Here is a 24,123-nt window from a genome sequence, read left to right on the forward strand (position 1 = left end):
TTTATAACAAAAATTTAATAAATTCGGGCTTTACAGTGATATTTTAATGCCCAAACTGCTAAAATCAAGCTTAAAATTTGGCTCAAATTCGCGCTTAAATGTTTTTAATACAGCTTCTTCTTTAAATAAATCTCCGCTAAATTTCACGGTTTTTATATCAAATTCATCCGCTTTTTCAAGTATGAAATTTGCTAAAAAGCCAGCCAGTGAACTTACCACACCATAGCTTATGTTGCCCTCTTGCGCTCCGGCTAGCATAAAACTCATGGTGCTTCTTATAAATTTAGCCACATCAAAAACACCGTCTTTAACCTTACAATCTATCAAAACGCCTCTATTTGCACCAAAGTTAAAGGCGTTTAATAGCAGCCTTTCTCCTGCTTGTTTTAAATTTGGACTAAAATTTAACACCTTTGCACTCATGCAAAACAGTGAGTAAAAATTTGCATTTAGGTTTAAATTTTCGCTTGGTAAAACATAAGTTTTTGCAAAATTTTCAAGCAACCTTTCTCCGCCATCAAGCCCTTTTATCTCCTTAAAAATTTCGTCAAAACTTATAAAATTTGGTATAAAAAGTAGCGGTATCTTATCATTTTTACGCACTAAAAATATACCGTCGGCACTATTTTTGTTTAAATTTAACTCAAAATAATCACTCTCTAGCTCTTCTTTTGAACTGCTATCGTAAACCAAGCTTTCTTTATCAAAAAGGCAAAATTTCAAAATAGAATTTTTGCCTAAATTTCTAACTCCGATAAAATTTATCTTATCATTATAAAGTTTATCGCAAAGAGCAAAGATAAAAAAATCCTGTGGTAATTTAACATTTGCCGTAGTTTGAATTTGAGGGTGTTTTTGCTTAAAAAGCGCATTTGTTTTTAGTCTTAACATCGGCTTTTCAAAGCTAGCAAGTGCCGTTATCTCGCGCTCATTAAAAGCAAAGATGTTTAAAAGCGCTTTTGAATTAGTTGGCATGATAAAGTCAAATTTATCAAAGCTATGTAGGATCTCTACTTCAAATTCACTAGAGCTGCTCTTAAATTTCACTACCTCTCCATCTTTTATCTTTTTAGCGCACTGCCCTAAAAGGAGGTTAAAATTGTCTTCGCAAATTTTTTGATCAAGTACAGAAATTTTACTTAAAACACCAAATTCATTTTTGCAAATTTGTCCGTTTTGTTTAAAATTTAGCTCTTGAAGCGGGGTTAGAGCTGGCAAATCACACTCCAAGTGCACATCTTTATCGCTTTTGTCGTTTGGCATGCTTGCTTCATAAACTCTAAAGCCTTTTATAAAAAGCGAACTTGGTAAATTTATGCAAAGTTTGTCACTAAATTTAGAAAGTTCACTCTCGTTTGCACTAATAAAAAGCGTAAGTCCTTCGCTATCTTTTACTACTTTATGAGGTAAATTTTTAGCCGTTTGTCTTAGGATGATCTCAAACCAAACAAGCTCTTTTATCCATAAAAATTCAAAAGCTAGAACCATAAAAACCTTTCTTCTTATACTCATTTGCTATATCTTGTATGCTAAGATTATCTATCTTTTCATACTCAAATCCGCATTTTAAAAGATAGTTTAAAAGTGCGTTTAAAGCGACATTTGCGCCATTTATCAGTTGGCTTGAGAGTTCAAAACTCATGGGCTCTATCCGCTTTGGGATAAGTCCTAAAATTTTAACCTCAGGTCTATCACCTAAAATGTCCATATATGCTAATGTTTGCTTCATCTCGACTTCATGTGCAGATCCGTCAAAATTTATAAATTCAGGGATATTTTCATAGTCAAAGAAGTAAATTTCGCCTACTTTTGAGTCGTTAGCCTCTATACAATCAACCATCACTATACTATCAAATTCCGAAATAACGGGAGTTAGCGCCATGGCTAACGTCCCGCCGTCTATAAATTCAAGCAAATGCTCCTTGCTTGTAAAGCGGTAGTTTCTCTCTACCCACTTTATAAAATGCACTCCAAAGCCCTCATCGCCAAACATAACGTTTCCGATACCAAGAAGCAGAAATTTCATCTTTATTCTTTTACGAATTTATATCCGCTAACTATCGCATCCATGGCTCCGTTTTTGCCTTTAACGGCATTAAATACAGCCATATAGACATGAATGGGCACAAATATCATGATAACCCACATACAAATTCGATGTATCGTTCTAACATTTGCCAAACCACCCATCATCTCCTCAAGCCATCTAGCAATGTCATATATAGCGCCACCAAGTCCTTCGTGATAAACGTGAGCGTAAAGCACAAGGCCACTAACGCATATAAGAGCCAAAACAACATAAAAGAAAAAATAAGACGCAAACTGAAGCGGGTTGTAAACACCTTTTAGATGAGGATGTTTGCCTAAAAACAGATAGTATTTGATCTGCGAGAACCAAATTTTTGGATTTAAAAAGTCAAAAACACTTCTTAACTCCTTTCTACTATGTTTGTCAAATATAAATAGATAAACTTTAAATATAAAGCACGCTATCAAAATAAACCCAGCAACCTGATGGGCGGCTCTCCATTTTGCGTTTAAAAACAGCGTAGGTTCTGCCGAAATTTCAGGCGCTATAAATACATAAGAGATGTAAAACCCGCTAAAAATCAAAAACGCTATCGCAATAGCTCTAATCCAATGCGTAAGTCTAACTCCTATGCTAAATTCATACTCTGCTTTTCTCATGGCTTATCCTTTTAGATTTGCATCTATCTTATACTCGCCAAGTTTTGCCCCCTTTGTGTCCATCACATGAACGGCACAAGCTATACAAGGGTCGTATGAGTGAATTTTACGCACGATCTCAAGTGGCTGTGTAACATCGGCTATCTTTAAACCGATCAAACACGCCTCATACGATCCCATTTGACCTTTGGCATCTTTTGGAGAGGCGTTCCATGTGCTAGGAACTACAGCTTGCCAGTTGGTTATGACGCCATCTTTTATGCGACACCAGTGACTTAGCGTTCCGCGTGGCACATGACCCATGTATCTGCCTTTATACTCTTTGTTTTTGTCTATAGAGTATTTAGCACATGTCTCACGGTCGGTTTTTAAATTTTCTATGAGGTTATTAAAGGCCGTAATAGTGTTATCGGTTATGATTTTAGCTTCAAGCATCCTTGTTGCAGTTCTACCAAGTGTTGATAAAACAGCACTTAAAGGAAGTCCCGTGTCTTTTAAAAATTTATCCACCACAGGCACTACGTATTTGTTTCCTTTTGCGTAATTAACTACGATATTTGCCAAAGGACCTACTTGCAGAGATTCTCCGCCGTATCTAGGCGCTTTTATCCAGCTATATTTACCTTTTGTGTTAAATAATTTAGAATGAACCATCCTACCGTCTTCGCCAATACTTTCACCATCAATTAAACCTGTGTATTTTGGATCGGTTTTGCCATCATACGGATGAAGTGCTTTGTCATCTTCATACCAAGCATGTGTGGCTTCTTCAGTTATAAGGCTCTCATCAACATCATAAACCTTGCTTAGATCGCCGTTTTTAATGATACCGCTTTCAAACAACCACTCGTTTGCGCCTATTTGAAATTCTTTAAATGTGTAAAGATTTGATACACCGATATCATTTAGCACGCTAGGCTCGTTCGCATAGGCTTTTGCCGCCATAACTAAGTCCGGATAGTAAGCACGATTAACAAATTCCTGGATCTCTTTTAGTTTTGTTAGATATTCGCCTAGTCTTGCGGGGCTTTCGATATCCATAACGCAAGTTACACCGCCTACGGTTAAGCTTTGCGGATGTGGGTTTTTACCGCCAAATATCGCCATAAGTTGCGCTGCGGTGCGTTGAATTCTTAAGCATTCAAGATAGTGCGAAAGAGCTATTAAATTTTCTTCAGGACTTAGTTTGTAAGTGCTATGTCCAAAATACGCATTTGCAAATGGTCCAAGGTTACCTTTAGCTGCAAATTCCCCTACTCTTTTTTGAACTTCTTTAAGCTTATCCTCCCCGCACGCATACGGTAGGTCTGTAAATTTAAACGCAACTTCGCTTGCTTTTTTAGGATCAGCGCTAAGAGCTGATATAACATCAACCCAGTCAAGCCCATGCAAGTGATAAAAATGAACGATATGGTCATGCACAAAAAGCGCTGCATTCATAAGAGTTCTTGTTAGTTGGGCATTTAAAGGAGGCGTTATACTAAGTGCGTTTTCAACCGCGATAATACCTGCTTTATAGTGAGAATACGTGCAAACGCCACAAATTCTTTGAGTAAAAAACCCAACGTCTCTGGGATCACGTCCTTTTACTATCTGCTCTATACCACGCCAAAGTGTCGATCCAGAATACGCCTCTTTCACGACGTTATTATCATCAACAACAACCTCTACGCGCAAGTGCCCCTCTATCCTAGTTATAGGATCTATGACAATCTTTCTTTTACTCATCGTTATCTCCTTTTTTCATAGCGGCTATTGCTGCGTGCGCTGCTATGCCAACGGCTGTTAGAGCTAAAATTCCAACTCCGATTTTATCGCTTACGGCGTCAGACCCAATACCAAACGGAGTGTTGTATAATCTATCTGCCATTGGCTCTTCAAACGGCCCCATAGTATCCCAAAAGTCAGGCTCACTGCAACCTATACAGCCATGTCCTGCCTGGATAGGCCATGATGTATGAGAGTTAAAGCGCTCGCGTGAACAGTTATTAAAAGTATATGGTCCTTTACAACCTACCTTGTATAGACAAAAGCCCTGTTTAGCACCTTCGTCACCAAAGCTTTGCACAAACTCGCCGGCATCAAAGTGTCCGCGTCTTTCACAAAGGTCATGAATTCTAAGTCCATAAGCCCATTTTGGTCTGTTGTAAACATCAAGAGCAGGAAGAGTGCCAAATAATATAAAATGAAGCAGTGTTCCTACGATATTTTTCTCGCTTGGAGGACAGCCGGGGACGTTTATAACTTGTTTTGAAGTGATAACGCTTAGCGCTTTTGAGTTGCTTGGATTTGGATGTGCGGCTTGAATTCCTCCAAAACTAGAGCAAGTTCCTATACTAAATATAGCCGCCGCATTTTCACAGGCATTTTGAGCTATCTGCTTACCCGTATGACCTTCGGCGCCTATCGTTAGATAGTATTCGGTAGCTCCGGTTGGGATAGCACCCTCCACCATCAAAATATAGCGGTTTTTATACTTTTTAATGGCATCGTGCAAATTTCTTTCAGCTTGATGACCTGCCGCGGCCATTAGGGTTTCATGATACTCAAGGCTAATATAGTCAAAAATAAGACTATCTATAGTTGGAGTATCACTCCTAAGAAGGCTTTCTGAGCAACCCGTGCACTCGGCCATATGAAGCCAAATCACGGGCAGTCTATCACTAAGCTCGGCAGCTTTTGCAATACTTGGCGCAAAACTTGAAGGAAGTGCCATAAATGCGCTCATCGCACCTGCCCACTTCATGAAATCACGCCTAGAAAAACCTTTTTCTTTTAAACGTTTAGCAATAGAACCTTCTTGATTGATTCTTGGAATTTTAGAAAGTTCGAGCAATCTTTTGTTAATCCTTACAAGGACGTCATTCTCGGTCATTTTTACTCCTTTTATATAATGAGATAAAACTAACTGTGAAATATTACACATAGTTTTACTAAAAGGTTATTAAAAATTTTATTAGAGATAATATTTAAGAGAGGATTTATTAATATTTATTTTATGTTAATATTATTTTTTAGCATATTGTAAAGGGCTGCCGCAACAGCCCTAAAATTCACTATTTCTTGGTAATTAAAATTTCATTTGCATTTGCTGAAATTTCTATCTCATCGCCACTTTCAAGCTCGTCTTTGAGTATCATTTCGGCAACATTATCTTCAACAAGCTCATACAGTGCGCGTCTTAGCGGTCTAGCGCCATAAACCGGGTCAAAACCGGCACTTGCGATAAATTTAGCCGCACTTATATCCAAATTTGCTTTTATATCGCGCTCGCCAAGTCTGTTTTGAAATTCTTTAAACATGATTTGCACGATACTTACAAGCCCATCTTCAGTTAGCGGATTAAAAATTATCATATCATCCAGGCGATTTAAAAATTCAGGCTTAAAGTAGTTTTTAAGCTCGTTTTTAACGGCTTTTTCTCGCTCTTCTCCCTCAAGATCCATGATAAAATTTGAAGCGATATTTGAGGTTAGGATAATGATAGTATTTTTAAAATCCACCGTAACACCTTTGTTATCGGTTGCTCGCCCATCGTCTAATATCCCAAGCAAGATATTAAACACATCTTTATGAGCCTTTTCTATCTCATCAAACAAGATCACGCTATAAGGACGACGTCTAACCGCTTCTGTTAGTTGTCCGCCCTCGTCGTATCCGACATATCCGGGAGGTGCGCCAAGTAGCCTTGAGACGCTATGCTTTTCCATGTATTCGCTCATATCAAAACGTATAAGCGCCTTTTCATCGTCGAACAAAAATTTAGCAAGTGCCTTTGCCGACTGCGTTTTACCAACTCCCGTAGGACCTAAAAACAAGAACGACCCAATAGGCCTTGAACCTTCATTTAGCCCTGCTTTGTTACGTTTTATGGCACGTGAAAGCGCGTGCAAGGCAGCGTCTTGACCTATAACGCTTTTTTGCAAATGCTCTTCTATTTGTAGATATTTTTGTTTTTCGCTAGCTAGCATTTTTGAAACAGCTATGCCTGTCCATTTGCTCAAAATTCCAGCAACAAGCTCTTCGTCTACTTGATTTTTAAGAAGCACGCCCTCTTTTTTCATGCTTTCCCATTTGCTTTCAAGCTCTTTTTGCTTGTTTGTTTCCTCTAAAATTTTGCCGTATTCTATCTCGGCTGCTTTTTGAAATTCTCCGTTTCGTCTTGCGATCTCGGCTTCATTTTTTAGACTATCGATCTGTTTTTTAGCATTTGAAATTCCGTTAAACACAGCCTTTTCATTTTCAAATTTTATATCTAAACTTTGTTTTTGCTCGTTTAAATTTGCGATCTCTTTTTCTATCTGCTCCAAACGAGCCGAATTTTTAGCCTCATCTTCCATTTTTAATGCTTCTTTTTCAACGGCAAGAGTTGAAATTTCACGCTTTACATGTGCTAACTCGTATGGTTCGCTTTCTATTTGCATTTTTAGCTCAGCCGCCGCTTCATCTATAAGGTCGATGGCTTTATCAGGCAAAAATCGGTTTGATATATAGCGATCGCTCAACTTTGCAGCTGCCACAAGCGCACTGTCAGTTATAGTTACACTATGATGGACTTCAAGTCTAGCTTTTATACCTCTTAAAATTTGCAAGGCCTCATTTACACTTGGCTCTTTTACGTCGATAGGCTGAAAACGACGTTGTAACGCCGCATCTTTTTCAAAATACTTACGATACTCTTTTAGCGTAGTTGCACCAACTGCGTGAAGTTCACCACGCGCTAAAGCCGGTTTTAGGATATTTGCCGCATCCATACTACCCTCGCTTGCACCAGCTCCTACGATGGTGTGAATTTCATCGATAAAAAGTATGATGTTTTCAGCCTTTTTAACCTCTTCTATAACGGCTTTTAATCTATCTTCAAATTCGCCGCGGTATTTTGCACCGGCGATTAACGCACTCATATCAAGAGCTATCACGCGTTTGTTTTGCAAACTTACAGGCACGTCTTTAGCGACTATCTTTTGAGCTAAGCCCTCAACTATTGCCGTTTTACCAACACCCGGCTCACCAAGTAAGATAGGGTTGTTTTTGCTTTTTCTTATTAAAATTTGCATCATCCTTGTTATTTCTTCATCACGACCGATAACCGGATCAAGTGCGCCCTCAAGAGCTTTCTTGCAAAGATCAACCCCGTATTTTTCTAAACTATCAAGTGTTTCGTCACTAGTTTGGGTATCTATCTTGCGACCTGCACGAATGGCTTCTAAATTTTTCTTTATCTCTAAAATATCGCAAAATTTAGACAAAATTCCTTTGATCGGTTCAACGTCTAAATTTGCCATTATCCACGTATCTACTGCCACAAAGCTATCTCCAAGGCTAGTCATAAGCCCTTTTGCACTCTCAAGAGAGTTTATCATATCACGTGAAATTTGGATATTTTCACGGCTTACGTTTGAGCTTGTAGGCAATGATGAAATAATGCTTTTTATCTCAAGCTCCACGGCTTCTTTTGAGATAGACATTTTGTTAAAAACTTGGTTTAAGATCGAACCACTATCCGTAACCAATCCCCAAAAAAGATGCAGTGGCACAACCTGTGAATTTTTAGAATGTATAGCTAAAGACGCGGCACTTTCTAAAGCGCTTGTCATTTGTGCTGTCAAATTCTCTGTTATATTAGACATTCTTGGCTCCTTAATTTTATATTGGTTGTATTATATAACTTTAGTCTATTATTGTCAAGGTATTTTTATAAATTTAGCAGATAAAATATACGAGTGACAATATTTCCCTTTTTTATAATGCGTAGGAATTTTGAATTCATGCGACGATATTGCTAAAATTTAGCCATTTTTTAGGCAAAACCTACTAAAATTCCCAGTATTTAAATTCTAGGAGAAAAATTGAATAAAAAATTCATCTCACTTTTACTTTCTTCAGCACTTTTAGCAACTTCACTGACGGCTAAAAGCGATGATGATGCAAGTATTAGGATCGAAGCGCTTTCAAAACTAACAAAAACTATATCCACCGTTGAAAAATACTATGTTGATGATATAAAATTTAAAGAACTTATCGATAAAACCATAAGCGGTCTTATGCAAAATTTAGATGCACATTCGGGCTTTTTAAATGAAAAAGCTTTTAAGGATATGCAAGTCCAAACAAACGGCGAATTTGGCGGACTTGGCATAACTGTTGGTATAAAAGATAGCGCACTAACCGTTATCTCTCCTATCGAAGATACTCCGGCAGATAGAGCCGGTATAAAAGCAGGAGATATAATCCTGCGAATAGACGGCAATGCAACCATTGGAACAACGATAGATGAAGCCGTAAATAAAATGCGCGGTAAACCAAAAACTCCAATAACCATAACAATCGTAAGAAAAGGCGAGCAAAAGCCATTTGACGTAAAAATCATACGCGACATAATAAAAGTAGAGTCCGTATATGCTCGCATGATAGAAAAAGAAAACATCTTATATCTTAGGATAACAAATTTCGACAAAAACGTAGTCAGTAAAGCAAGCGAATTTCTTAAGAAATACCCTAAAGTAGACGGGGTTATAATGGATCTAAGAAATAATCCTGGCGGACTACTAAATCAAGCTGTCGGGCTAGTAGATCTTTTTGTAGATAAAGGCATCATAGTATCTCAAAAAGGTCGCGATAGTAATGAAAATGCCGAGTATAAAGCAAGCTCTAGTGCCACGCTAAGCAGACTTCCTTTGGCCATTTTAGTAAACGGCGGTAGCGCAAGTGCTAGCGAGATAGTTAGTGGTGCGTTTCAAGATCACAAACGTGGTGTAGTAGTAGGAGAGAACACCTTTGGTAAGGGCAGCGTTCAAGTCATACTACCTATCGACGACACTGAAGCTCTTAGACTTACTATCGCTCGATATTATCTTCCAAGTGGCAGGACTATACAAGCAGTCGGTGTTACGCCTGATATAGTAGTCTATCCAGGTAAAGTACCGCAAAGCGAAAATAGTGCATTTGCAATAAAAGAAAGTGAGCTAAAAGCGCATTTACAAAGTGAATTAGATAAAATAGACGCAAGTGCCGAAGCAAATAAAACAGAAGCAAAAGATGATAAAACGATAATTTCTCAGAAAAAAATTGATGAAGATTTACAGTTAAAAACAGCCATTGACGTAGTAAAAGTTTTAAAAATAAAACAATAATTTTCAAGGAGTAGTGTATGGAAAAGAGAGAGTTGATTTACGAAGGTAAAGGCAAAAAGATGTATGCAACCGATGACGCAAATTTGCTCATCGCTGAATTTAAAGACGATTTGACCGCATTTAATGCTCAAAAAAGAGGTAAAGAAGACGGTAAAGGCGCCTTAAATAATAAAATAAGCACACAACTTTTTAAAATTTTAAAAGAAAAAGGCATAGCGACTCACCTTGTTGAAACACTTAGCGACACAGAGCAGCTTGTTAAAAAATGTGAAATAGTTCCTCTAGAAGTTGTTGTTAGAAATATAGCAACCGGCTCTCTTTCAAAACGCCTTGGACTAAAAGAAGGCATGGTTTTACCGTTTACATTAGTTGAATTTTATTATAAAAATGACGAACTAAACGATCCTATCGTAACTGACGAACATTGTCTTGTTATGGGTCTTGTAAAAAGCGAAAAAGATCTTGAGACATTACGCCATATCGCTCGCGAAATAAACTCTATACTATTTAAATTCTTTGAAGCAAAAGGCTTAAAACTTGTTGACTTTAAGGTAGAATTTGGTATCGATAAAGACGGTAATATACTACTGGCTGATGAAATAAGCCCTGATAGCTGCCGCTTTTGGGATGCACAAACAAACGAAAAACTTGACAAAGATAGATTTAGACAAGGTATCGGCGAAGTAAAAGTCGCTTATGAAGAAGTTTTAAGAAGAATTTTATCGTAAGGCTAAAAATGAAAGCAGTTATAAATATAGCACTAAAAAACGGGGTCTTAGACCCTGCCGGCAAGGCAACAGAACATGCTCTTAGCTCACTAGGTTTTGCAAATGTATCTAATGTACGTATCGGAAAACAAGTTGTTTTAGATATAGACGCAACAGATAAAGAAGAGGCAAAAAAACAGCTTAAAACAATGTGTGAAGAGCTACTAGCAAATACCGTAATCGAAGATTTTGAGATAGTGCTATGAAAGTAGCGGTAGTTTTATTTCCCGGTTCAAATTGCGAAGTAGATACAAAATACGCATTTGATCTTCTAGGCTGTGATACGCAGATCGTATGGCATAAAGAGGATAAAATCGACGCTGATTTGATTGTTTTACCCGGTGGTTTTAGCTATGGAGATTACTTAAGAACAGCAGCCATCGCTAAATTTTCTCCTGCTATGAAAGCAGTCGTAGAACACGCTAAAAAAGGCGGCTACGTGCTTGGAATCTGCAATGGATTTCAGATGTTGCTCGAGCTTGGATTATTGCCAGGCGCTATGAGACGCAACGAAAGCATGAGTTTTATATCAAAATACCAACCACTAAAAGTTGTAGCAAATTCAAATAAATTTCTATCAAATTTAGAAGTTGGAGAGATAGTAAATATCCCTGTTGCACACGGCGAAGGTAATTATTTTACAGATGATAAAACCCTAAAAGAGATGTATCAAAACGAACAGGTGTTGCTAAAGTATTGTGACGAAAAAGGCAATGACGTTAATATCAACGGCTCTATCGATAGTATAGCAGGTATTTGCGACAAGAGTAAAAAGATCTTCGGCCTTATGCCGCATCCTGAGCGCGCTTGTGAAAAAATACTTAACTCAGACGATGGTCTAAAAATGCTAAAAGGACTAGTTTGGTAAAATTTTTTTCAATTTTACTACTTGTTTTAAACATAAATGCGGCTCAAAGGAGTGAGCCTAGCATTTTTGATATGATGGATGGCGACAGAGAAAAGACTATCCAAAGCACACCCAAAGAAGATGTGCCCTCGGCTACACCGCAACCACCTATTTCAAATCCTGACATAAGTCAAAAATTAGTCTCACCACAGCCAGAGCGCATAACCCCGGAACAAATGCGTAATATCATACCCACAAACGAACCAGATATTAGCATACCCGACTCTCAAATTTACGATAGCGTAAAAGCAAAAGACGTCATACTTAAAGCCGTAAATATGCCTAAAAATGCCATTATTGGCGAAATTTTTAGTGTTGACATATTGGCTGATACTCAAAGTGACTTCGACTTTGAATTTACTACAACAGTCGATGAGACTAATATAAAATGGTTAAATTCCAAAAATTTAAAATGGATAAAAACAGATAATGGCGTATATACAACTACGCTTCATATGATAGCAAAAAGTATCGAAGCAAAAAGTCTTCGCGTAAGTCTTAATCTTAAAAGAAATAACCAAGATTACCAAAATGCAAATATAAACATCTTTCTTCCAAGACTTAAAGAGCTAAGGTCTGATGAAAATTTCAACCACATAGTCGCAGACAGCCTGGAAGTAAAGAAATTTAAAACTACTAAATTTGATGATATAAACAATATCATGGTTGTTGAAATAGTAGGTAGAAATATCGACATAAGCGCCTTTGATATACAAAACAAAACCATTTTAAAGCAAGGCGTAGATACTATAGTTGGAGACTTTGGGCTTCAAAGTGCATATTATTTTGCCGTATTTAAACCTAACAAAAAAAGTCTTGACTTCAACTACTATAACTTAGGTAGAAATAAATTCGAGAGCTTTTCTTTGCCTGTTAGTGTTGAGGATGACGATGTAAGCACTCAGATCGGGCTTAATCCAAAACAAAGCGAATTTAGCGCCTATAAAGATATTGCTATTTATTCGTTTGCCGGGATATTTTTCCTTCTTGCCCTTTTAAGAAGAAGATTTAGTTATTTTTTCGTTGCGGCCATCTTTGTAGCGCTTGGAATTTACACTTACAACCCTTTTGGCAAAGCAACACTAAAACCAAACGTAAGCGTGAGTATCTTGCCTACGCAAAACTCAACTATATTCTACACTTCGCTTGCTCAAGAAAATGTTGAAATTTTAGGAGATAAAGATGACTACCGTAAAATTTTATTTAACGACGGAAAGATAGGCTGGGTAAAAAAAGATGATCTTTTCAAGAATTAAAGCTTTTTTTTATCTACTTCAATTCCTGCTTAGCGTTTCAGTTGTTGTGTTTTTAATGTGGGTATTTAACGAAAGTAACCGTGCTATCAGACGAGCTTGGGCGAAATTGCAAAGAATTTGCGGACTTTATAGCTTAGAACTCGAAGGCGAATTTAGCGACGAAGCAAATATCTTACTTATAAACCATCAAAGCATGCTAGACATTATCGTTTTAGAAGAGCTTCATCCCAAAAACCTCTGCTGGATAGCAAAAGCTCAAATCGGTAAAATACCGATAATCGGTAAAATTTTAAGCCTGCCAAAAATGATAGCCGTGGAACGCGAGAGCAAACACTCCCTTATAAAGCTGCTAAAAGATGCAGAAGATAGAGTAAAAAATGGTCGTGTTTTGGCGATATTTCCAGAAGGCACAAGGTCGTATTCGGGCAAGTTATTACCATTTAAAGGCGGCGCAAAGATAATAACCGAAAAGCTAAATTTAAAAGTCCAACCTATCGTAATAATTGGCACAGATATCCTAAATGTTAAAAAATTTAGCTTTAAAAACGGCAACATAAAAGTTATCTGTCTAGACACCATTGACACAAGCGACAAAGAGTGGATTGAAAATACACGCTCAAAAATGCAAGCCGTACTTGATAAAGAGCGTGCAAATTTAAATGCTTAACTTAATCCTTGTTGGCTTTGGAGGTTTTTTCGGGGCTATTTTTAGATATGGTCTGGATATTTTGATAAATAAAATTTTTATCACATCCTTTCCATTATCTATACTCTTTCTAAATTCACTAGGCAGCTTTTTTATAGGTGTTTTGTTTAGCCTAAAATTTGATCCCAGCTTAAAACTCTTTTTGATAACAGGTCTACTTGGTGGATTTACTACATTTTCTACTTTTAGCTATCAAACCGTTACGCTTTTTTCAAAAGATCCGATACTGGCTTTTGCAAATATATTTCTAAGTGTTTTTATGTGTATAACCTTTTGTTATCTTGGGGTTTTAGTAAGCAAAAATTTCATATAAATGAAAACATATATCGTAATAGACCTAAAGTCATTTTACGCATCCGTAGAGTGCGTGGAGCTTGGACTTGATCCATTTAAGACAAATTTAGTAGTTGCGGACACAAGCAGAGGCGATGGCACGGTATGTCTTGCGGTTACTCCATATATGAAGGATCAAGGCGTCAAAAATAGATGTCGCCTATACGAGATACCAAAAAATATCAAATACACAACCGTTGCCCCTCGCATGCAGTATTACATAGACTATGCGGCAAAAATTTATGGTATTTATCTAAAATACATCGCAAAAGAGGACATTTATGTCTACTCCATAGATGAAGCCTTTATGGATATTAGCGAGTATATTAAATTTTACTCTCTTGATGCAAGATCACTAGCTAAAATGATAATGGAAGATATCTTTAAAACAACCGGCATAACAGCTGCTTGTGGGATCGGTACAAATTTATACCTAGCAAAGATCGCACTTGATATGCTTGCAAAGCATAGTGATGACAATATAGCGTTTTTAGATGAAAATTTATACAAAGAAAAGCTTTGGACACATAGGCCTCTTAGCGACTTTTGGCGCATAGGCAAACAAACAGAAGCAAAGCTAAACCGATATGGAATTTTTTGCATGAAAGACATGTCAATGGTTCCTTTAAATTTACTTGAAAAGATATTTGGCATAGACGCCTATATAGCTCTTGATCATGCAAATGGTATCGAGCCGACAACTATCGCTGACATAAAAGCATACAAGCCAAGCACAAGGTCTTTTTATAGCTCTGAAATTTTACCGCGTGATTATGAGTATTATGAAGCTTTAACTGTTATAAAAGAGATGAGCGATAGACTAAGCTTAAAGATGTTGGCGCAAAATGTCAAAGCCAGCGGAATTAGCATAGTGATAAAATTTGCCGATAAAAATCTTGGACACGAACGCGCTACGATAAGCTACCATACTCCTACAAATATCGCCAGTAAGATCATACAAAGCGTTGAGGATCTATATCTAAATAAAATCAAAAATTTAGGACTTATCAGGCAAATTAGCATAAGCGCAAACAATATCAAAAAAGATACTCAAGTAGAAAAAAGTCTTTTTGACGAGCAAGACGATAAAGAAAAAACTGCCTTAAAAGCCATAAATGCCATCAAGGATAAATTTGGCAAAAATGCCATCTTAAGAGCGATAGATCTTATGCCAGAAGCAACAGGGCGAGATAGAAACGAAAAAATCGGAGGGCATAAAAGCGGTGTCAAAGATAAAAAATGATAGAGCAAAAATTTTTAGCTCCTTTAATCCTCTGTCAACGCTAAGTAAAGCGCTTAGGGAACAAGAGAGACAAGCTAGTCAAAAGCTTGAAATAGACGAGGCAAAAGCCTATGAAAACTTAGAAATTTTAAGCACATTAAAGCCTGGAGATAACATATCTCTTACCTACCATGACGGTTTTGACTGCATTCATTTAAGCGGACTTACTACACAGATAAATTTAAAACTACAAAAGATAAACATCGCAAAAACCGAGATAAATTTTAACGATATATACGATATAACTAAAAATAGTTAATAACATTGACATTACCACAGTCAATTTTAAAAATATTTTTATCACATTACGATATAATCTGCTAAAAATTTAAAAAGGACATAAAATGGCAGACAAATTTGAATTTCAAACCGAAGTGAATGATCTGTTAAATTTAATGATACATTCACTATATTCCAACAAGGAAATTTTCCTTCGCGAACTTATCTCAAATGCAAGCGACGCACTAGATAAGCTAAACTACCTATCACTTACTGATGAAGCATATAAAAGTCTAAACTACACTCCACGCATAGATATAAGCGTCAACAAAGAGGCAAAAACACTAACAATCAGTGATAATGGTATAGGCATGAACAAAGATGAGCTTATCGCAAATTTAGGCACTATCGCAAGAAGCGGCACAAAAGGCTTTATGCAAAATTTAAGCGGAGATGCCAAAAAAGACAGCTCGCTCATAGGTCAGTTTGGCGTAGGTTTTTACTCTGCGTTCATGGTTGCAAACAAGATAGAAGTCGTTAGCAAAAAAGCGTTAAGCGACGAGGTAAACAAATGGACTTCAGACGCAAAAAGCTATGAAATTTCAAACAGTACAAAAGAATCACACGGCACAAGTATAACACTATATCTAAATGACGAAGAATTTGCCGATACTTGGAAGCTCGAAGGTATTATCAAAAAATACTCAAACCATATCCCGTATGCGATTTTTATGGACAAAGAGGAGTATGTAGCTCCAAGTGGTGATGAAAAAGAGGGCAAATACGAAACAAAAAACGTTCAAATAAACAAAGCAAGCGCTCTTTGGCGCATGAACAAAGCCTCGATAAAAACACAAGAATACAATGACTTTTATAAGCAAATCAGCCACGACAGTACCGATCCGCTTTTGCATATCCACACAAAAGCCGAAGGCAAGATCGAATATAGCACGCTGTTTTACGTGCCTGGTTCAGAGCCGTTTGATTTGTTTAGAGTTGATTACCAAAGCGGTGTAAAGCTCTATGTAAAGCGCGTTTTTATAACAGATGACGCAAAAGAGCTTCTACCTCCGTTTTTAAGATTTATCAGAGGCGTTATCGACGTAGAAGATCTACCTCTTAACGTAAGCCGTGAAATTTTACAAGAAAACGCCATCATGCGAAGCGTAAAAGAGCAAAGCGTGAAGAAAATTTTAAGCGAATTAGCTAAATTAAAAGAAAAAGATAGAGAAAAATACATAAAATTTTACACATTTTTCGGGAAAGTCCTAAAAGAGGCACTTTACGGCTTTGGTAATGACAAAGAGGCGGTTTTAGATCTTGTATTATTTAAATCAAGCAAACGAGATGGACTTATCAGCCTAAAAGAGTATAAAGAAGGTATGAAAGAGGATCAAAAAAGCATATATTACATAAGTGGAAACAGCGAAAATATGCTTAGAAATTCTCCACTTCTTGAAAGCTTTAAGAAAAACGATATAGAAGTGCTGATAATGGACGAAGAGATCGACACTATCGTTATGCCAATGACCAATGAATTTGATAAAATTCCTATGAAATCAATATCTCACGCAGATATAGACGATGAGATAAAAAGCGAAGAAAATAGCGTTGATGAAAGCAAACTGACAAATACGTTGGTTAAAATGCGTGAAATTTTAAAAGATGATGTTAAGGACGTAAAATTAAGCTCGCGCCTTAGCGACTCTGTTGCAGTGCTAATATATGATAAAAACGATCCTGATTTTGCTATGCAGATGATGTTAAAACAAATGGGCCAAAACGACCTACCTAAGGTAAAACCTATACTTGAGATCAATCCTAATCACGAAATTTTTACCAAATTAGAAACAAACGAGTTAATGATAAATGATATCTCTCGCCTGCTTCTTGATATGGCAAAGATAAATGAGGGTATGAACATAGAAGATCCTGCTCAATTTAGCAAAATCTTAACCAAAATAATGACAAAAGCGATATAGCGGCATATATTTGGCTCTATTTTGGAGCCAAATATGCTACAATTTGCAAAAATTTAAAGGAATTTCATGAACGCTTATGTTGCTATTTTGATCGCTCTACTTGCACTAGTCATCGCTTTTATAAACATCTACAACTCGCTAATCGCAAAAAGAAATCAGGTAAAAAATATCCGTGCAAGCATTGATGCTGCACTTAAAAATCGCTACGATCTTATACCAAATTTGGTTTCAAGCGTTAGTCGATATGCAGAACACGAGAACGAACTTTTAACAAAAGTAACAGAGCTTAGAAGTAAAGCCATGAATGCAAATGAGAGTGAAAATTTAAAGATAAATAATGAGCTTAGCTCGACACTTGGCGGCATAAAAATACTTTCTGAAGCCTATCCCGAGCTAAAAGCAAACGAAAATTTCATAGAGCTTCAAAAGAGCCTAAATGAGATAGAAGCTCAGCTAAGTGCCGTAAGAAGAGCCTATAACTCTGCCGTGATGATTTACAACAACGCACTTGAGATGTTTCCTAGCAATATTGTCGCTTCTTGGTTTAAATTTAGCCATAAAGAATTTTTTCAAGCACCTCAAAACGAACAAAATACGCCTGATGTAAAAGATCTTTTTAAGCGAGATTAAGATCGAAAATTTAAATTCATATATTGCAGATATTAAAGCAGAGCAGATAGCTGTTTTTAAAAAGCGCAAAAACACCCTAATACTAGCTGTCTGCGTGGCTGTATTATCATTTTTATTTTTTCATTTTTATGCTCATGCTTTTGGTTTTAATAAACTAGGAGCTTTTATATTTAGCACTATCGCTATTGTCTTTGCTTTTAATTTCTATGTTTCAAAAATTTCCAAAAGCGTAAAAGTTGAGTTTAAAAGCAAAATAATGCCGATCATAATTAAAGATATCAACCCTGATCTAGTCTATGAAAAAGATAAATTTATAACAAAAAACGAGTTTTTATCTACAGAAATTTATAGTCCCGATATATCATTTTATGGCGGAAATGATCTAGTAAATGGCAAAGCAGATGATATTTTGGTTAAATTTAGTGATGCTTTGGTTAAAAGAGTGCAAAAAGACATACAAAACGGCAAAGAGATAAAAAAAGAGATTGTTGTGTTTCAAGGAGTGCTTTTTATCGCTAAATTTAATAAAAAAATAAATTCTATCACTCAAATAATAGACAAAAAAGCAAATTTCATAAAAACAAACGGCGATAGAGCCTATATGGACGATGCTACTTTTGAAAGCCATTTTAAAACCTACACAAATGATCAAATAAACGCTCGTTATCTTTTAACACCAAAATTTATGCAGGATTTTTGCGAGCTAAAAAGAATTTTTAAAGCTCAAATTTGTGCTGTTTTGAAAGACGAATTTATTTATATTTACATAAATTTAGGCAAAGACAGCTTCGAGCTTGATATGAAAAATACACTAGATCAAGACAATTTAAACGCTTACAAAAAAGAGATTACCACATTTTTGGATATAGTTAAAAATTTAAATTTAAACAACAATTTATTTTGTAACTAAAAATACAAAAATTTTTTAAAACAGAACAAAATTCAGTAAAAATTTATTATTCTTATATTACTATTAAAAAATAGATTTACTTTATTTTTAAAATGAGTTTATATGAGAAAGTTATTTTTCGTTGCATTAGCGATAGTCACACTCGGTCTTTTTGGTCTAAATGCTGCTGATATTTCAGCCAAAGACTTAAAGCAGCCTAAACTTGAGCTTGCCTTTATGATAGATATAGAGGTTGAAAAGCCGCTTGTTGTCGGCAAAGATGACGAACACGGCTTAAGAAGACTCATATATATAAAAGGCGGTAAAGTAAGCGGTAAACTAAACGGAGAGGTCTTGCCTTACGGTGTAGATAGTCAAGTCGTTCGCCCTGACGGACTTACGGAACTTACCGCAAGATACGCCATAAAGCTTGATGACGGGGCTCAAATTTATATTGATAATAGCGGTATGAGGCATATAACAGACCCTGAAGTTGCAAAAGAGGCTGCACGCTGTAAGGCTACCTGATAAAGTTTTATTAAACTTTTATGAAGTTAAATGATAAAAATTAATATAAAATTTTTAATTTTTACTTTTATTTCCATATTTATCTCAGGGTGCGCAAATGTTTCGCACCCTACTTTGCAAGAACCAAAACTTAAATACACATTTAGTATACTTATCAATTCAAACAAAGAAAGACTATATCTTGGAGATAACGAAAGAATTTTCGTACCATTTACACTTAAGGTAAGCGGTAAAATAAACGGTGTCGCCATGCCTTATGGAGTTGACATCCAAAAGCAAAAAGAAAACGGCATAAAAGAAATTTCCGCCAGATATGCCATACTTTTAGATGATGGTGAAACGATATACATACAAAATGAAGGCATGATACATAAAAAGAATGATGGATCTCGATACTTTGTTACAGTGCCAAAATTTGAAGCTTACTCTAAAAAAATACAAATGGATACAACAAGCCATATTTATCGGTTACGCGGTATCCACTCCACAAGGAACGCTTCTTAGCTTTTATGAGCTAAAATGATTAAATTCCTGCCTTTGCCATGCCTGCTTCTATCAAAAAGCAACTTGGTTGATAATTTATCTTTTTTATCTTATCAAATTTAGCATAGCTTAGATAAAGCTCGTTTCTAGCTCTGGTGACTGCGACGTAAAAAAGCCTTCGCTCCTCTTCAAGCGAACCGCCCATGCTCATTAGCTTTAAATTTGGAAAACGATTTTGCGCAAGATCAACTATAAATACCTGGTCAAACTCAAGCCCTTTACTTGCATGAACACTAAGCAAGCTCACACCCTCCCCCTCGCTCATCTCATTGCTTCCAAGCGTTATAAAGTTATAAAATTTTTCCATATCATGATAGTTTTTAGACAGCTCGGCTAAGACTACGGACTTTCTCATTATGCGCTCTTTTGCCTCGTTAAATAACGACGGGTCAACATTACCGTTTTTCAGTGTAGCTCGTTTTGTGGCGATATTTTGCACGATAAGCTCGTAAATTTTGCTATCTCTTATCTCGTTTATCAGCGATGTTGGACGAGTTATACGTTTTGCGCGGAGTAAGAAATTATAAATTTCATATAAAAATATCGCTCCATTTTCGCTTAATTTTTGCATCTTGAGTATAGGGTGGGATAGAAATTTATCACTAAATTTAAGTGATGAAAAACGCGACACATCGGCAAATTCGTCTATGTCATCAAAAAGCCCTAGTTGGTAGTTGCGTCTTTTATTGCTTTGTATGTTTACATTTTCATCAGGATTTAAAAGCCCCTCAACAAGGCTTCCATGTCCTAATTTTACAAGTGCGTCAAAAAGCTCCTTGCTAACCGCACTTCCAACACCTTTGGCATATTCGCAGATATGTATAAAAGCCATTATGTCTTTTGGGTTTATCACAACACCCATGATATCAACAAGCGCCTTTATCTCTCTACTTTCAAAAAAACTTATCCCACCCTTACGTTTTGAGCTTATCCCTCGCTCTTTTAACGCGACTTCAAGGCCGTCCGCGCTTGAGTTGTTTCGAAAGATTATCGCGATATTTTGACGTGAAAACGGCGAGAGAGAGATGATATCTGCGATATTTACGTATTGTTCGAAAAGTTCATTATAAACAAGCAATGTCGGAGCTTTAAAATTTCCCTCTCTGCTTACTATTAAATTTTTCTCGTAAAGGCGCGGATTGTTTGATATTACTTTATTTGCAAGAGCAAGTATGGACGAGCTGGAGCGATAATTTACATTTAGTGCGTATATATTTGCATCTAAAAATCTATCCTTAAAAGAGCCGATGATCTCGATATTTGCACCATTAAAGGCATAAATACTTTGGTCAAAATCCCCAACACAAAAGATGCTTTTTGTTTTAAACGCGCTTATAAGCGAGCCTTGGAGAGTGTTTGTGTCTTGGTATTCGTCTATTAAAATTTCATCATAATTAATTTGAGCATTATTTTTTAGCTCGTTTCTCATATTTATAAGCAAGTCATTAAAGTCAGCGTATGAAAATTTACGCTTCTCGCTTTCGAATTCTTCTAAAACATCTTCATAAATTTCAGCATAAACGCCCTGTTCATCGCTTTTTTGCACTATCCAGTCGGCAAAGCTTATATCGCTTACGCTGTTTTGATAAAGCGAATACATGTCATAAAGATATGCGCCGCCATATGGTTTTACATCGCTTAAGTGATGAAATTTACGTCGCTCAACTAAGCTTTTTAGTAAAATTTTAAGCTCACCCGGTTGCTTTAGTATAACTCCTTTATTTAACGACTTAAGTAGCGTGTATGAGACGGAGTGAAATGTCCCTGCCGTGACTTTAGCGGTGATTTTTTTGTCAAAATACCGCTCTAGTCGCTCTATCATCTCGCTCGCAGCCTTGTTTGTAAACGTAAGAAGTAAAATTTTCTCAGGTAAAACGCCCAAATTTAAAAGATGTGCTATGCGAGCTACGATAGTGCTGGTCTTTCCCGTTCCTGCACTTGCGATTACCAGGTTATGACCAAACGGTGCGGTTGCGGCGGTGTATTGTTCTTTATTTAGTTTACTTAACGGCATGATGACTCCAAAAAGGCGTGATTATACCTAAAGTGAGTTAAAAATAAGATATAATCACGCAATGAATAAAACATTGCCAAGATCTTTAAAATTCCTAAAATTTACGGTGTCTTTTTTTGCTATTTTGCTTGTGGCGTTTATGCTTTTTGACGCACTTTTTCCGTTAAATTTAGATAAATTAAACAAAGATGACTCCAAGGTTGTTTATGATAAAAACGGCGAAATTCTACGCATGAAGCTCGCAAGTGACGGAGCTTGGAGGTTTCACACACATGAAGTTCCTGAAATTTTGAAAAAAAGCGTTTTACTTTTTGAAGATAAATTTTACTACTATCATTTTGGCGTTAATCCCCTCTCGATAATTCGCGCTAGTTTTTACAACATAACGCACAAAAACCGCATAGGAGCCAGCACGATAACTATGCAAGTAGCAAGGATGCTTGAAGCCAATGAGCGAACTTACGCAAATAAAATCAAAGAAATTTTTCGCGCTTTTCAACTCGAATGGCATTTTAGTAAAGATGAGATTTTAAATTTATACTTTAATCTAGCTCCTTACGGGGGCAATATCGAGGGCATAAAAGCTGCGGCTAGGTTTTATTTTAATAAAAATTTATCACAATTAAGCTACGCTCAGATCGCACTTTTGACCACAATACCCAAAAATCCAAACAAAAATCGCCTTGATAAAAAATCAGACATAAACACACTAAAAAACCGCGTCGCTAAACTGCTTTTTGATGCAGGCATCATCGACCTTAGTGCACTTAAGCGTGCTCAAAATGAGCCTTTTGTAAATACTCGCTTAAATGCCCCCTTTCATGCTCCAAGCTACACCGATGTCGCTTTTAAAAATGGTATCACAAACTCAAATTTAAATTTAGAATTTCAAAACGATCTATTAAACATCTTAAATCAAACCATGTTCAAACTCAAGCAAAATGGCGCAAATAACGCCTCAGCCGTCTTGATAGATAATAAAAAAATGAGTGTCGTAGCCTTTATCGGCTCACACGATCAAAGCTCAAAAGACGGCAAAAACTCTAGCCTAAATATGAAACGAAATGTCGGTAGCACACTAAAGCCCTTTATCTACTCGCTTGCCCTTGATAGCGGACTTATCACTCCAAAAAGCGAGCTTATAGACACGCAAATTTACATAAACGAGTATGTTCCTAGAAATTTTAACGACGACTTTTTGGGTAAAGTAAGCGCAAAGGACGCGCTAGGTCTTAGCCTAAATATCCCCGCCGTAAATTTAAATCAAAAACTTGGCGATAACTCACTTTATGAACTACTTGAAAAGATAAATTTAATAGACAACAAAAAGGAATTTTACGGAGCTTCCATAGCGCTTGGAAGTCCTGAAATAAGCCTTTTAAACCTCACTCGTCTTTATACGATATATGCAAACGGCGGCAAGCTTTTACCGCTTGAGTTTGCAGGTGAATTTGTAAATAACCAAAATGAAATTTTAAACCTCATAAGCCCTCAAAGTGCTTATCTGAGCGCAAAAATGATGAGCGAAGCAAGTAGGGGCATCTTAAAAAATGCATGGCAATACGCCCAAAATACACCAACCATCGCATTTAAAACAGGTACAAGCTATAACTCGCGAGATCTATATGCGCTGGGAGTTGATCAAAACTATACTCTTGGAATTTGGATAGGAAATTTTAACGGCGAGAAGACGAGTAGATTAACAGGCTTAAATGACGCTAGTTCGGTTGTGTTTGACATGTTTAAGTTGCTTTCTCAAAAAGAAAAACTAAATTTCATGCAAAAACCAGACGGCATAGTTCTAGCTCCAACATGCCTTGATAGTTTTGAGTTTAAAGAATGTAAAAATATGCAACAAGATGAGCAAATTCTCGGTGTTTGGCCTCAAAACAAATGTCAAAATTTAAGAAGTGAAGAGCTTGATTTTATGTATAAAAACGGATTTTTAAACAAAAATGATATCGCACAAAGTCCTTGTGCTAAGTTTTTACGAGATAAAGCTCCGATCTTTGCCTCTTTATATGATGGTCAAATCTTCATAAATGATAATAATCAAACCAAAGTTATGATAAAATGTTACGCTTATTTAGGAGATGAAATTTACATCACGCTTGGTAACGGCGAATTTATCAAACGCCAAAGTGCAAGCGAAAATATCGTTAGTTTGGCGACAGGTCAGCACCGCATAGGATGTCTTGATGAAAATTCAAACTACAAAGAGATAAAGATAGAGATAAGGAGATAGT

At 36.5% G+C, this 24,123-nt stretch carries 22 protein-coding genes; 15 read left to right on the forward strand and 7 right to left on the reverse strand.

What is annotated here, in order from left to right:
* Positions 1-30 precede the first annotated feature (30 nt).
* The 6 genes from CCAL9328_RS04625 to CCAL9328_RS04650 all read right to left on the reverse strand — a co-directional run bounded on the left by CCAL9328_RS04625 (position 31) and on the right by CCAL9328_RS04650 (position 8,318).
* Positions 31-1,512, reverse strand: a complete 1,482-nt coding sequence (locus tag CCAL9328_RS04625) for a hypothetical protein (RefSeq protein WP_170000126.1) — start codon at positions 1,510-1,512, stop codon at positions 31-33.
* Positions 1,472-2,026 (reverse strand): HyaD/HybD family hydrogenase maturation endopeptidase, encoded by a 555-nt coding sequence (locus tag CCAL9328_RS04630; protein ID WP_169935940.1) that lies wholly within the window; start codon positions 2,024-2,026, stop codon positions 1,472-1,474. The genes CCAL9328_RS04625 and CCAL9328_RS04630 overlap by 41 nt, the downstream gene beginning before the upstream one ends.
* A 2-nt stretch (positions 2,027-2,028) precedes the next feature.
* Positions 2,029-2,688: a Ni/Fe-hydrogenase, b-type cytochrome subunit gene (cybH, locus tag CCAL9328_RS04635; protein ID WP_169935942.1), complete on the reverse strand. Its 660-nt coding sequence runs from the start codon at positions 2,686-2,688 to the stop codon at positions 2,029-2,031.
* Between the two features lie 3 nt (positions 2,689-2,691).
* Positions 2,692-4,416, reverse strand: a complete 1,725-nt coding sequence (locus tag CCAL9328_RS04640) for a nickel-dependent hydrogenase large subunit (protein WP_170000127.1) — start codon at positions 4,414-4,416, stop codon at positions 2,692-2,694.
* Positions 4,409-5,563, reverse strand: a complete 1,155-nt coding sequence (locus tag CCAL9328_RS04645; RefSeq protein ID WP_169971736.1) for a hydrogenase small subunit — start codon at positions 5,561-5,563, stop codon at positions 4,409-4,411. Before CCAL9328_RS04645 ends, CCAL9328_RS04640 begins: the two co-directional genes overlap by 8 nt.
* A gap of 181 nt (positions 5,564-5,744) precedes the next feature.
* Entirely contained in the window at positions 5,745-8,318 is a 2,574-nt protein-coding gene (locus tag CCAL9328_RS04650; RefSeq protein ID WP_169971737.1) for an ATP-dependent Clp protease ATP-binding subunit, read from the reverse strand.
* A 219-nt stretch (positions 8,319-8,537) separates the two neighbouring features.
* On the opposite strand from CCAL9328_RS04650, the gene CCAL9328_RS04655 reads away from it, so the two are divergent.
* The 14 genes from CCAL9328_RS04655 to CCAL9328_RS04720 all read left to right on the forward strand — a co-directional run bounded on the left by CCAL9328_RS04655 (position 8,538) and on the right by CCAL9328_RS04720 (position 19,824).
* Entirely contained in the window at positions 8,538-9,821 is a 1,284-nt protein-coding gene (locus CCAL9328_RS04655; RefSeq protein ID WP_194238992.1) for a S41 family peptidase, read from the forward strand.
* A 17-nt stretch (positions 9,822-9,838) separates the two neighbouring features.
* On the forward strand, positions 9,839-10,549 hold the full coding sequence (gene purC, locus CCAL9328_RS04660) for a phosphoribosylaminoimidazolesuccinocarboxamide synthase (protein WP_169935950.1): 711 nt from the start codon (positions 9,839-9,841) through the stop codon (positions 10,547-10,549).
* An 8-nt stretch (positions 10,550-10,557) separates the two neighbouring features.
* Positions 10,558-10,794, forward strand: a complete 237-nt coding sequence (gene purS / locus CCAL9328_RS04665; protein WP_169935952.1) for a phosphoribosylformylglycinamidine synthase subunit PurS — start codon at positions 10,558-10,560, stop codon at positions 10,792-10,794.
* Positions 10,791-11,456 carry a phosphoribosylformylglycinamidine synthase I gene (purQ, locus tag CCAL9328_RS04670; protein WP_169935954.1) on the forward strand — a complete coding sequence of 222 codons (666 nt, stop codon included), beginning with the start codon at positions 10,791-10,793 and terminating at the stop codon, positions 11,454-11,456. The genes purS and purQ overlap by 4 nt, the downstream gene beginning before the upstream one ends.
* Complete coding sequence (locus tag CCAL9328_RS04675) at positions 11,450-12,751, forward strand: SH3 domain-containing protein (protein WP_170000128.1); 1,302 nt, start codon at positions 11,450-11,452, stop codon at positions 12,749-12,751. The genes purQ and CCAL9328_RS04675 overlap by 7 nt, the downstream gene beginning before the upstream one ends.
* Positions 12,732-13,418 carry a lysophospholipid acyltransferase family protein gene (locus tag CCAL9328_RS04680; RefSeq protein WP_170000129.1) on the forward strand — a complete coding sequence of 229 codons (687 nt, stop codon included), beginning with the start codon at positions 12,732-12,734 and terminating at the stop codon, positions 13,416-13,418. The genes CCAL9328_RS04675 and CCAL9328_RS04680 overlap by 20 nt, the downstream gene beginning before the upstream one ends.
* Positions 13,411-13,770, forward strand: a complete 360-nt coding sequence (locus tag CCAL9328_RS04685) for a fluoride efflux transporter FluC (RefSeq protein ID WP_169935960.1) — start codon at positions 13,411-13,413, stop codon at positions 13,768-13,770. The genes CCAL9328_RS04680 and CCAL9328_RS04685 overlap by 8 nt, the downstream gene beginning before the upstream one ends.
* On the forward strand, positions 13,771-15,033 hold the full coding sequence (locus CCAL9328_RS04690) for a Y-family DNA polymerase (protein ID WP_170000130.1): 1,263 nt from the start codon (positions 13,771-13,773) through the stop codon (positions 15,031-15,033).
* Positions 15,014-15,331 (forward strand): YolD-like family protein, encoded by a 318-nt coding sequence (locus CCAL9328_RS04695; protein WP_236860494.1) that lies wholly within the window; start codon positions 15,014-15,016, stop codon positions 15,329-15,331. Before CCAL9328_RS04690 ends, CCAL9328_RS04695 begins: the two co-directional genes overlap by 20 nt.
* A gap of 85 nt (positions 15,332-15,416) precedes the next feature.
* The gene (gene htpG, locus CCAL9328_RS04700) at positions 15,417-17,273 is read left to right on the forward strand and encodes a molecular chaperone HtpG (RefSeq protein ID WP_169971740.1); all 1,857 of its coding nucleotides are present in this window, start codon (positions 15,417-15,419) and stop codon (positions 17,271-17,273) included.
* 66 nt (positions 17,274-17,339) lie between these two features.
* Complete coding sequence (locus tag CCAL9328_RS04705; RefSeq protein WP_170000131.1) at positions 17,340-17,903, forward strand: LemA family protein; 564 nt, start codon at positions 17,340-17,342, stop codon at positions 17,901-17,903.
* A gap of 256 nt (positions 17,904-18,159) precedes the next feature.
* The gene (locus CCAL9328_RS04710; RefSeq protein ID WP_169935968.1) at positions 18,160-18,813 is read left to right on the forward strand and encodes a DUF3137 domain-containing protein; all 654 of its coding nucleotides are present in this window, start codon (positions 18,160-18,162) and stop codon (positions 18,811-18,813) included.
* 102 nt (positions 18,814-18,915) lie between these two features.
* Positions 18,916-19,320: a DUF3237 family protein gene (locus CCAL9328_RS04715; protein ID WP_249318018.1), complete on the forward strand. Its 405-nt coding sequence runs from the start codon at positions 18,916-18,918 to the stop codon at positions 19,318-19,320.
* 114 nt (positions 19,321-19,434) lie between these two features.
* A complete protein-coding gene (locus tag CCAL9328_RS04720) occupies positions 19,435-19,824 on the forward strand; it encodes a DUF3237 family protein (protein WP_249318021.1) in 390 nt (129 codons plus the stop codon).
* Between the two features lie 19 nt (positions 19,825-19,843).
* On the opposite strand, the gene CCAL9328_RS04725 is transcribed toward CCAL9328_RS04720, so the two are convergent.
* On the reverse strand, positions 19,844-21,877 hold the full coding sequence (locus CCAL9328_RS04725) for an ATP-dependent helicase (protein WP_170000132.1): 2,034 nt from the start codon (positions 21,875-21,877) through the stop codon (positions 19,844-19,846).
* A gap of 61 nt (positions 21,878-21,938) precedes the next feature.
* Here CCAL9328_RS04725 and pbpC point away from each other — a divergent pair, with 61 nt between their 5' ends.
* Positions 21,939-24,122, forward strand: coding sequence for a penicillin-binding protein 1C (gene pbpC / locus CCAL9328_RS04730; RefSeq protein WP_170000133.1), 2,184 nt, complete (start codon positions 21,939-21,941; stop codon positions 24,120-24,122).
* Position 24,123 lies beyond the last annotated feature (1 nt).

This window comes from Campylobacter sp. RM9328 (assembly GCF_012978615.1).

Bases quoted from the DNA above. Each gene is read 5' to 3' on its own strand.
- CCAL9328_RS04625 (WP_170000126.1), bottom strand. From the start codon at position 1,512: ATGAGTATAAGAAGAAAGGTTTTTATGGTTCTAGCTTTTGAATTTTTA.
- CCAL9328_RS04630 (WP_169935940.1), bottom strand. From the start codon at position 2,026: ATGAAATTTCTGCTTCTTGGTATCGGAAACGTTATGTTTGGCGATGAG.
- cybH (WP_169935942.1), bottom strand. From the start codon at position 2,688: ATGAGAAAAGCAGAGTATGAATTTAGCATAGGAGTTAGACTTACGCAT.
- CCAL9328_RS04640 (WP_170000127.1), bottom strand. From the start codon at position 4,416: ATGAGTAAAAGAAAGATTGTCATAGATCCTATAACTAGGATAGAGGGG.
- CCAL9328_RS04645 (WP_169971736.1), bottom strand. From the start codon at position 5,563: ATGACCGAGAATGACGTCCTTGTAAGGATTAACAAAAGATTGCTCGAA.
- CCAL9328_RS04650 (WP_169971737.1), bottom strand. From the start codon at position 8,318: ATGTCTAATATAACAGAGAATTTGACAGCACAAATGACAAGCGCTTTA.
- purC (WP_169935950.1), top strand. From the start codon at position 9,839: ATGGAAAAGAGAGAGTTGATTTACGAAGGTAAAGGCAAAAAGATGTAT.
- purS (WP_169935952.1), top strand. From the start codon at position 10,558: ATGAAAGCAGTTATAAATATAGCACTAAAAAACGGGGTCTTAGACCCT.
- purQ (WP_169935954.1), top strand. From the start codon at position 10,791: ATGAAAGTAGCGGTAGTTTTATTTCCCGGTTCAAATTGCGAAGTAGAT.
- CCAL9328_RS04680 (WP_170000129.1), top strand. From the start codon at position 12,732: ATGATCTTTTCAAGAATTAAAGCTTTTTTTTATCTACTTCAATTCCTG.
- CCAL9328_RS04685 (WP_169935960.1), top strand. From the start codon at position 13,411: ATGCTTAACTTAATCCTTGTTGGCTTTGGAGGTTTTTTCGGGGCTATT.
- CCAL9328_RS04690 (WP_170000130.1), top strand. From the start codon at position 13,771: ATGAAAACATATATCGTAATAGACCTAAAGTCATTTTACGCATCCGTA.
- htpG (WP_169971740.1), top strand. From the start codon at position 15,417: ATGGCAGACAAATTTGAATTTCAAACCGAAGTGAATGATCTGTTAAAT.
- CCAL9328_RS04705 (WP_170000131.1), top strand. From the start codon at position 17,340: ATGAACGCTTATGTTGCTATTTTGATCGCTCTACTTGCACTAGTCATC.
- CCAL9328_RS04710 (WP_169935968.1), top strand. From the start codon at position 18,160: ATGCCGATCATAATTAAAGATATCAACCCTGATCTAGTCTATGAAAAA.
- CCAL9328_RS04715 (WP_249318018.1), top strand. From the start codon at position 18,916: ATGAGAAAGTTATTTTTCGTTGCATTAGCGATAGTCACACTCGGTCTT.
- CCAL9328_RS04725 (WP_170000132.1), bottom strand. From the start codon at position 21,877: ATGCCGTTAAGTAAACTAAATAAAGAACAATACACCGCCGCAACCGCA.
- pbpC (WP_170000133.1), top strand. From the start codon at position 21,939: ATGAATAAAACATTGCCAAGATCTTTAAAATTCCTAAAATTTACGGTG.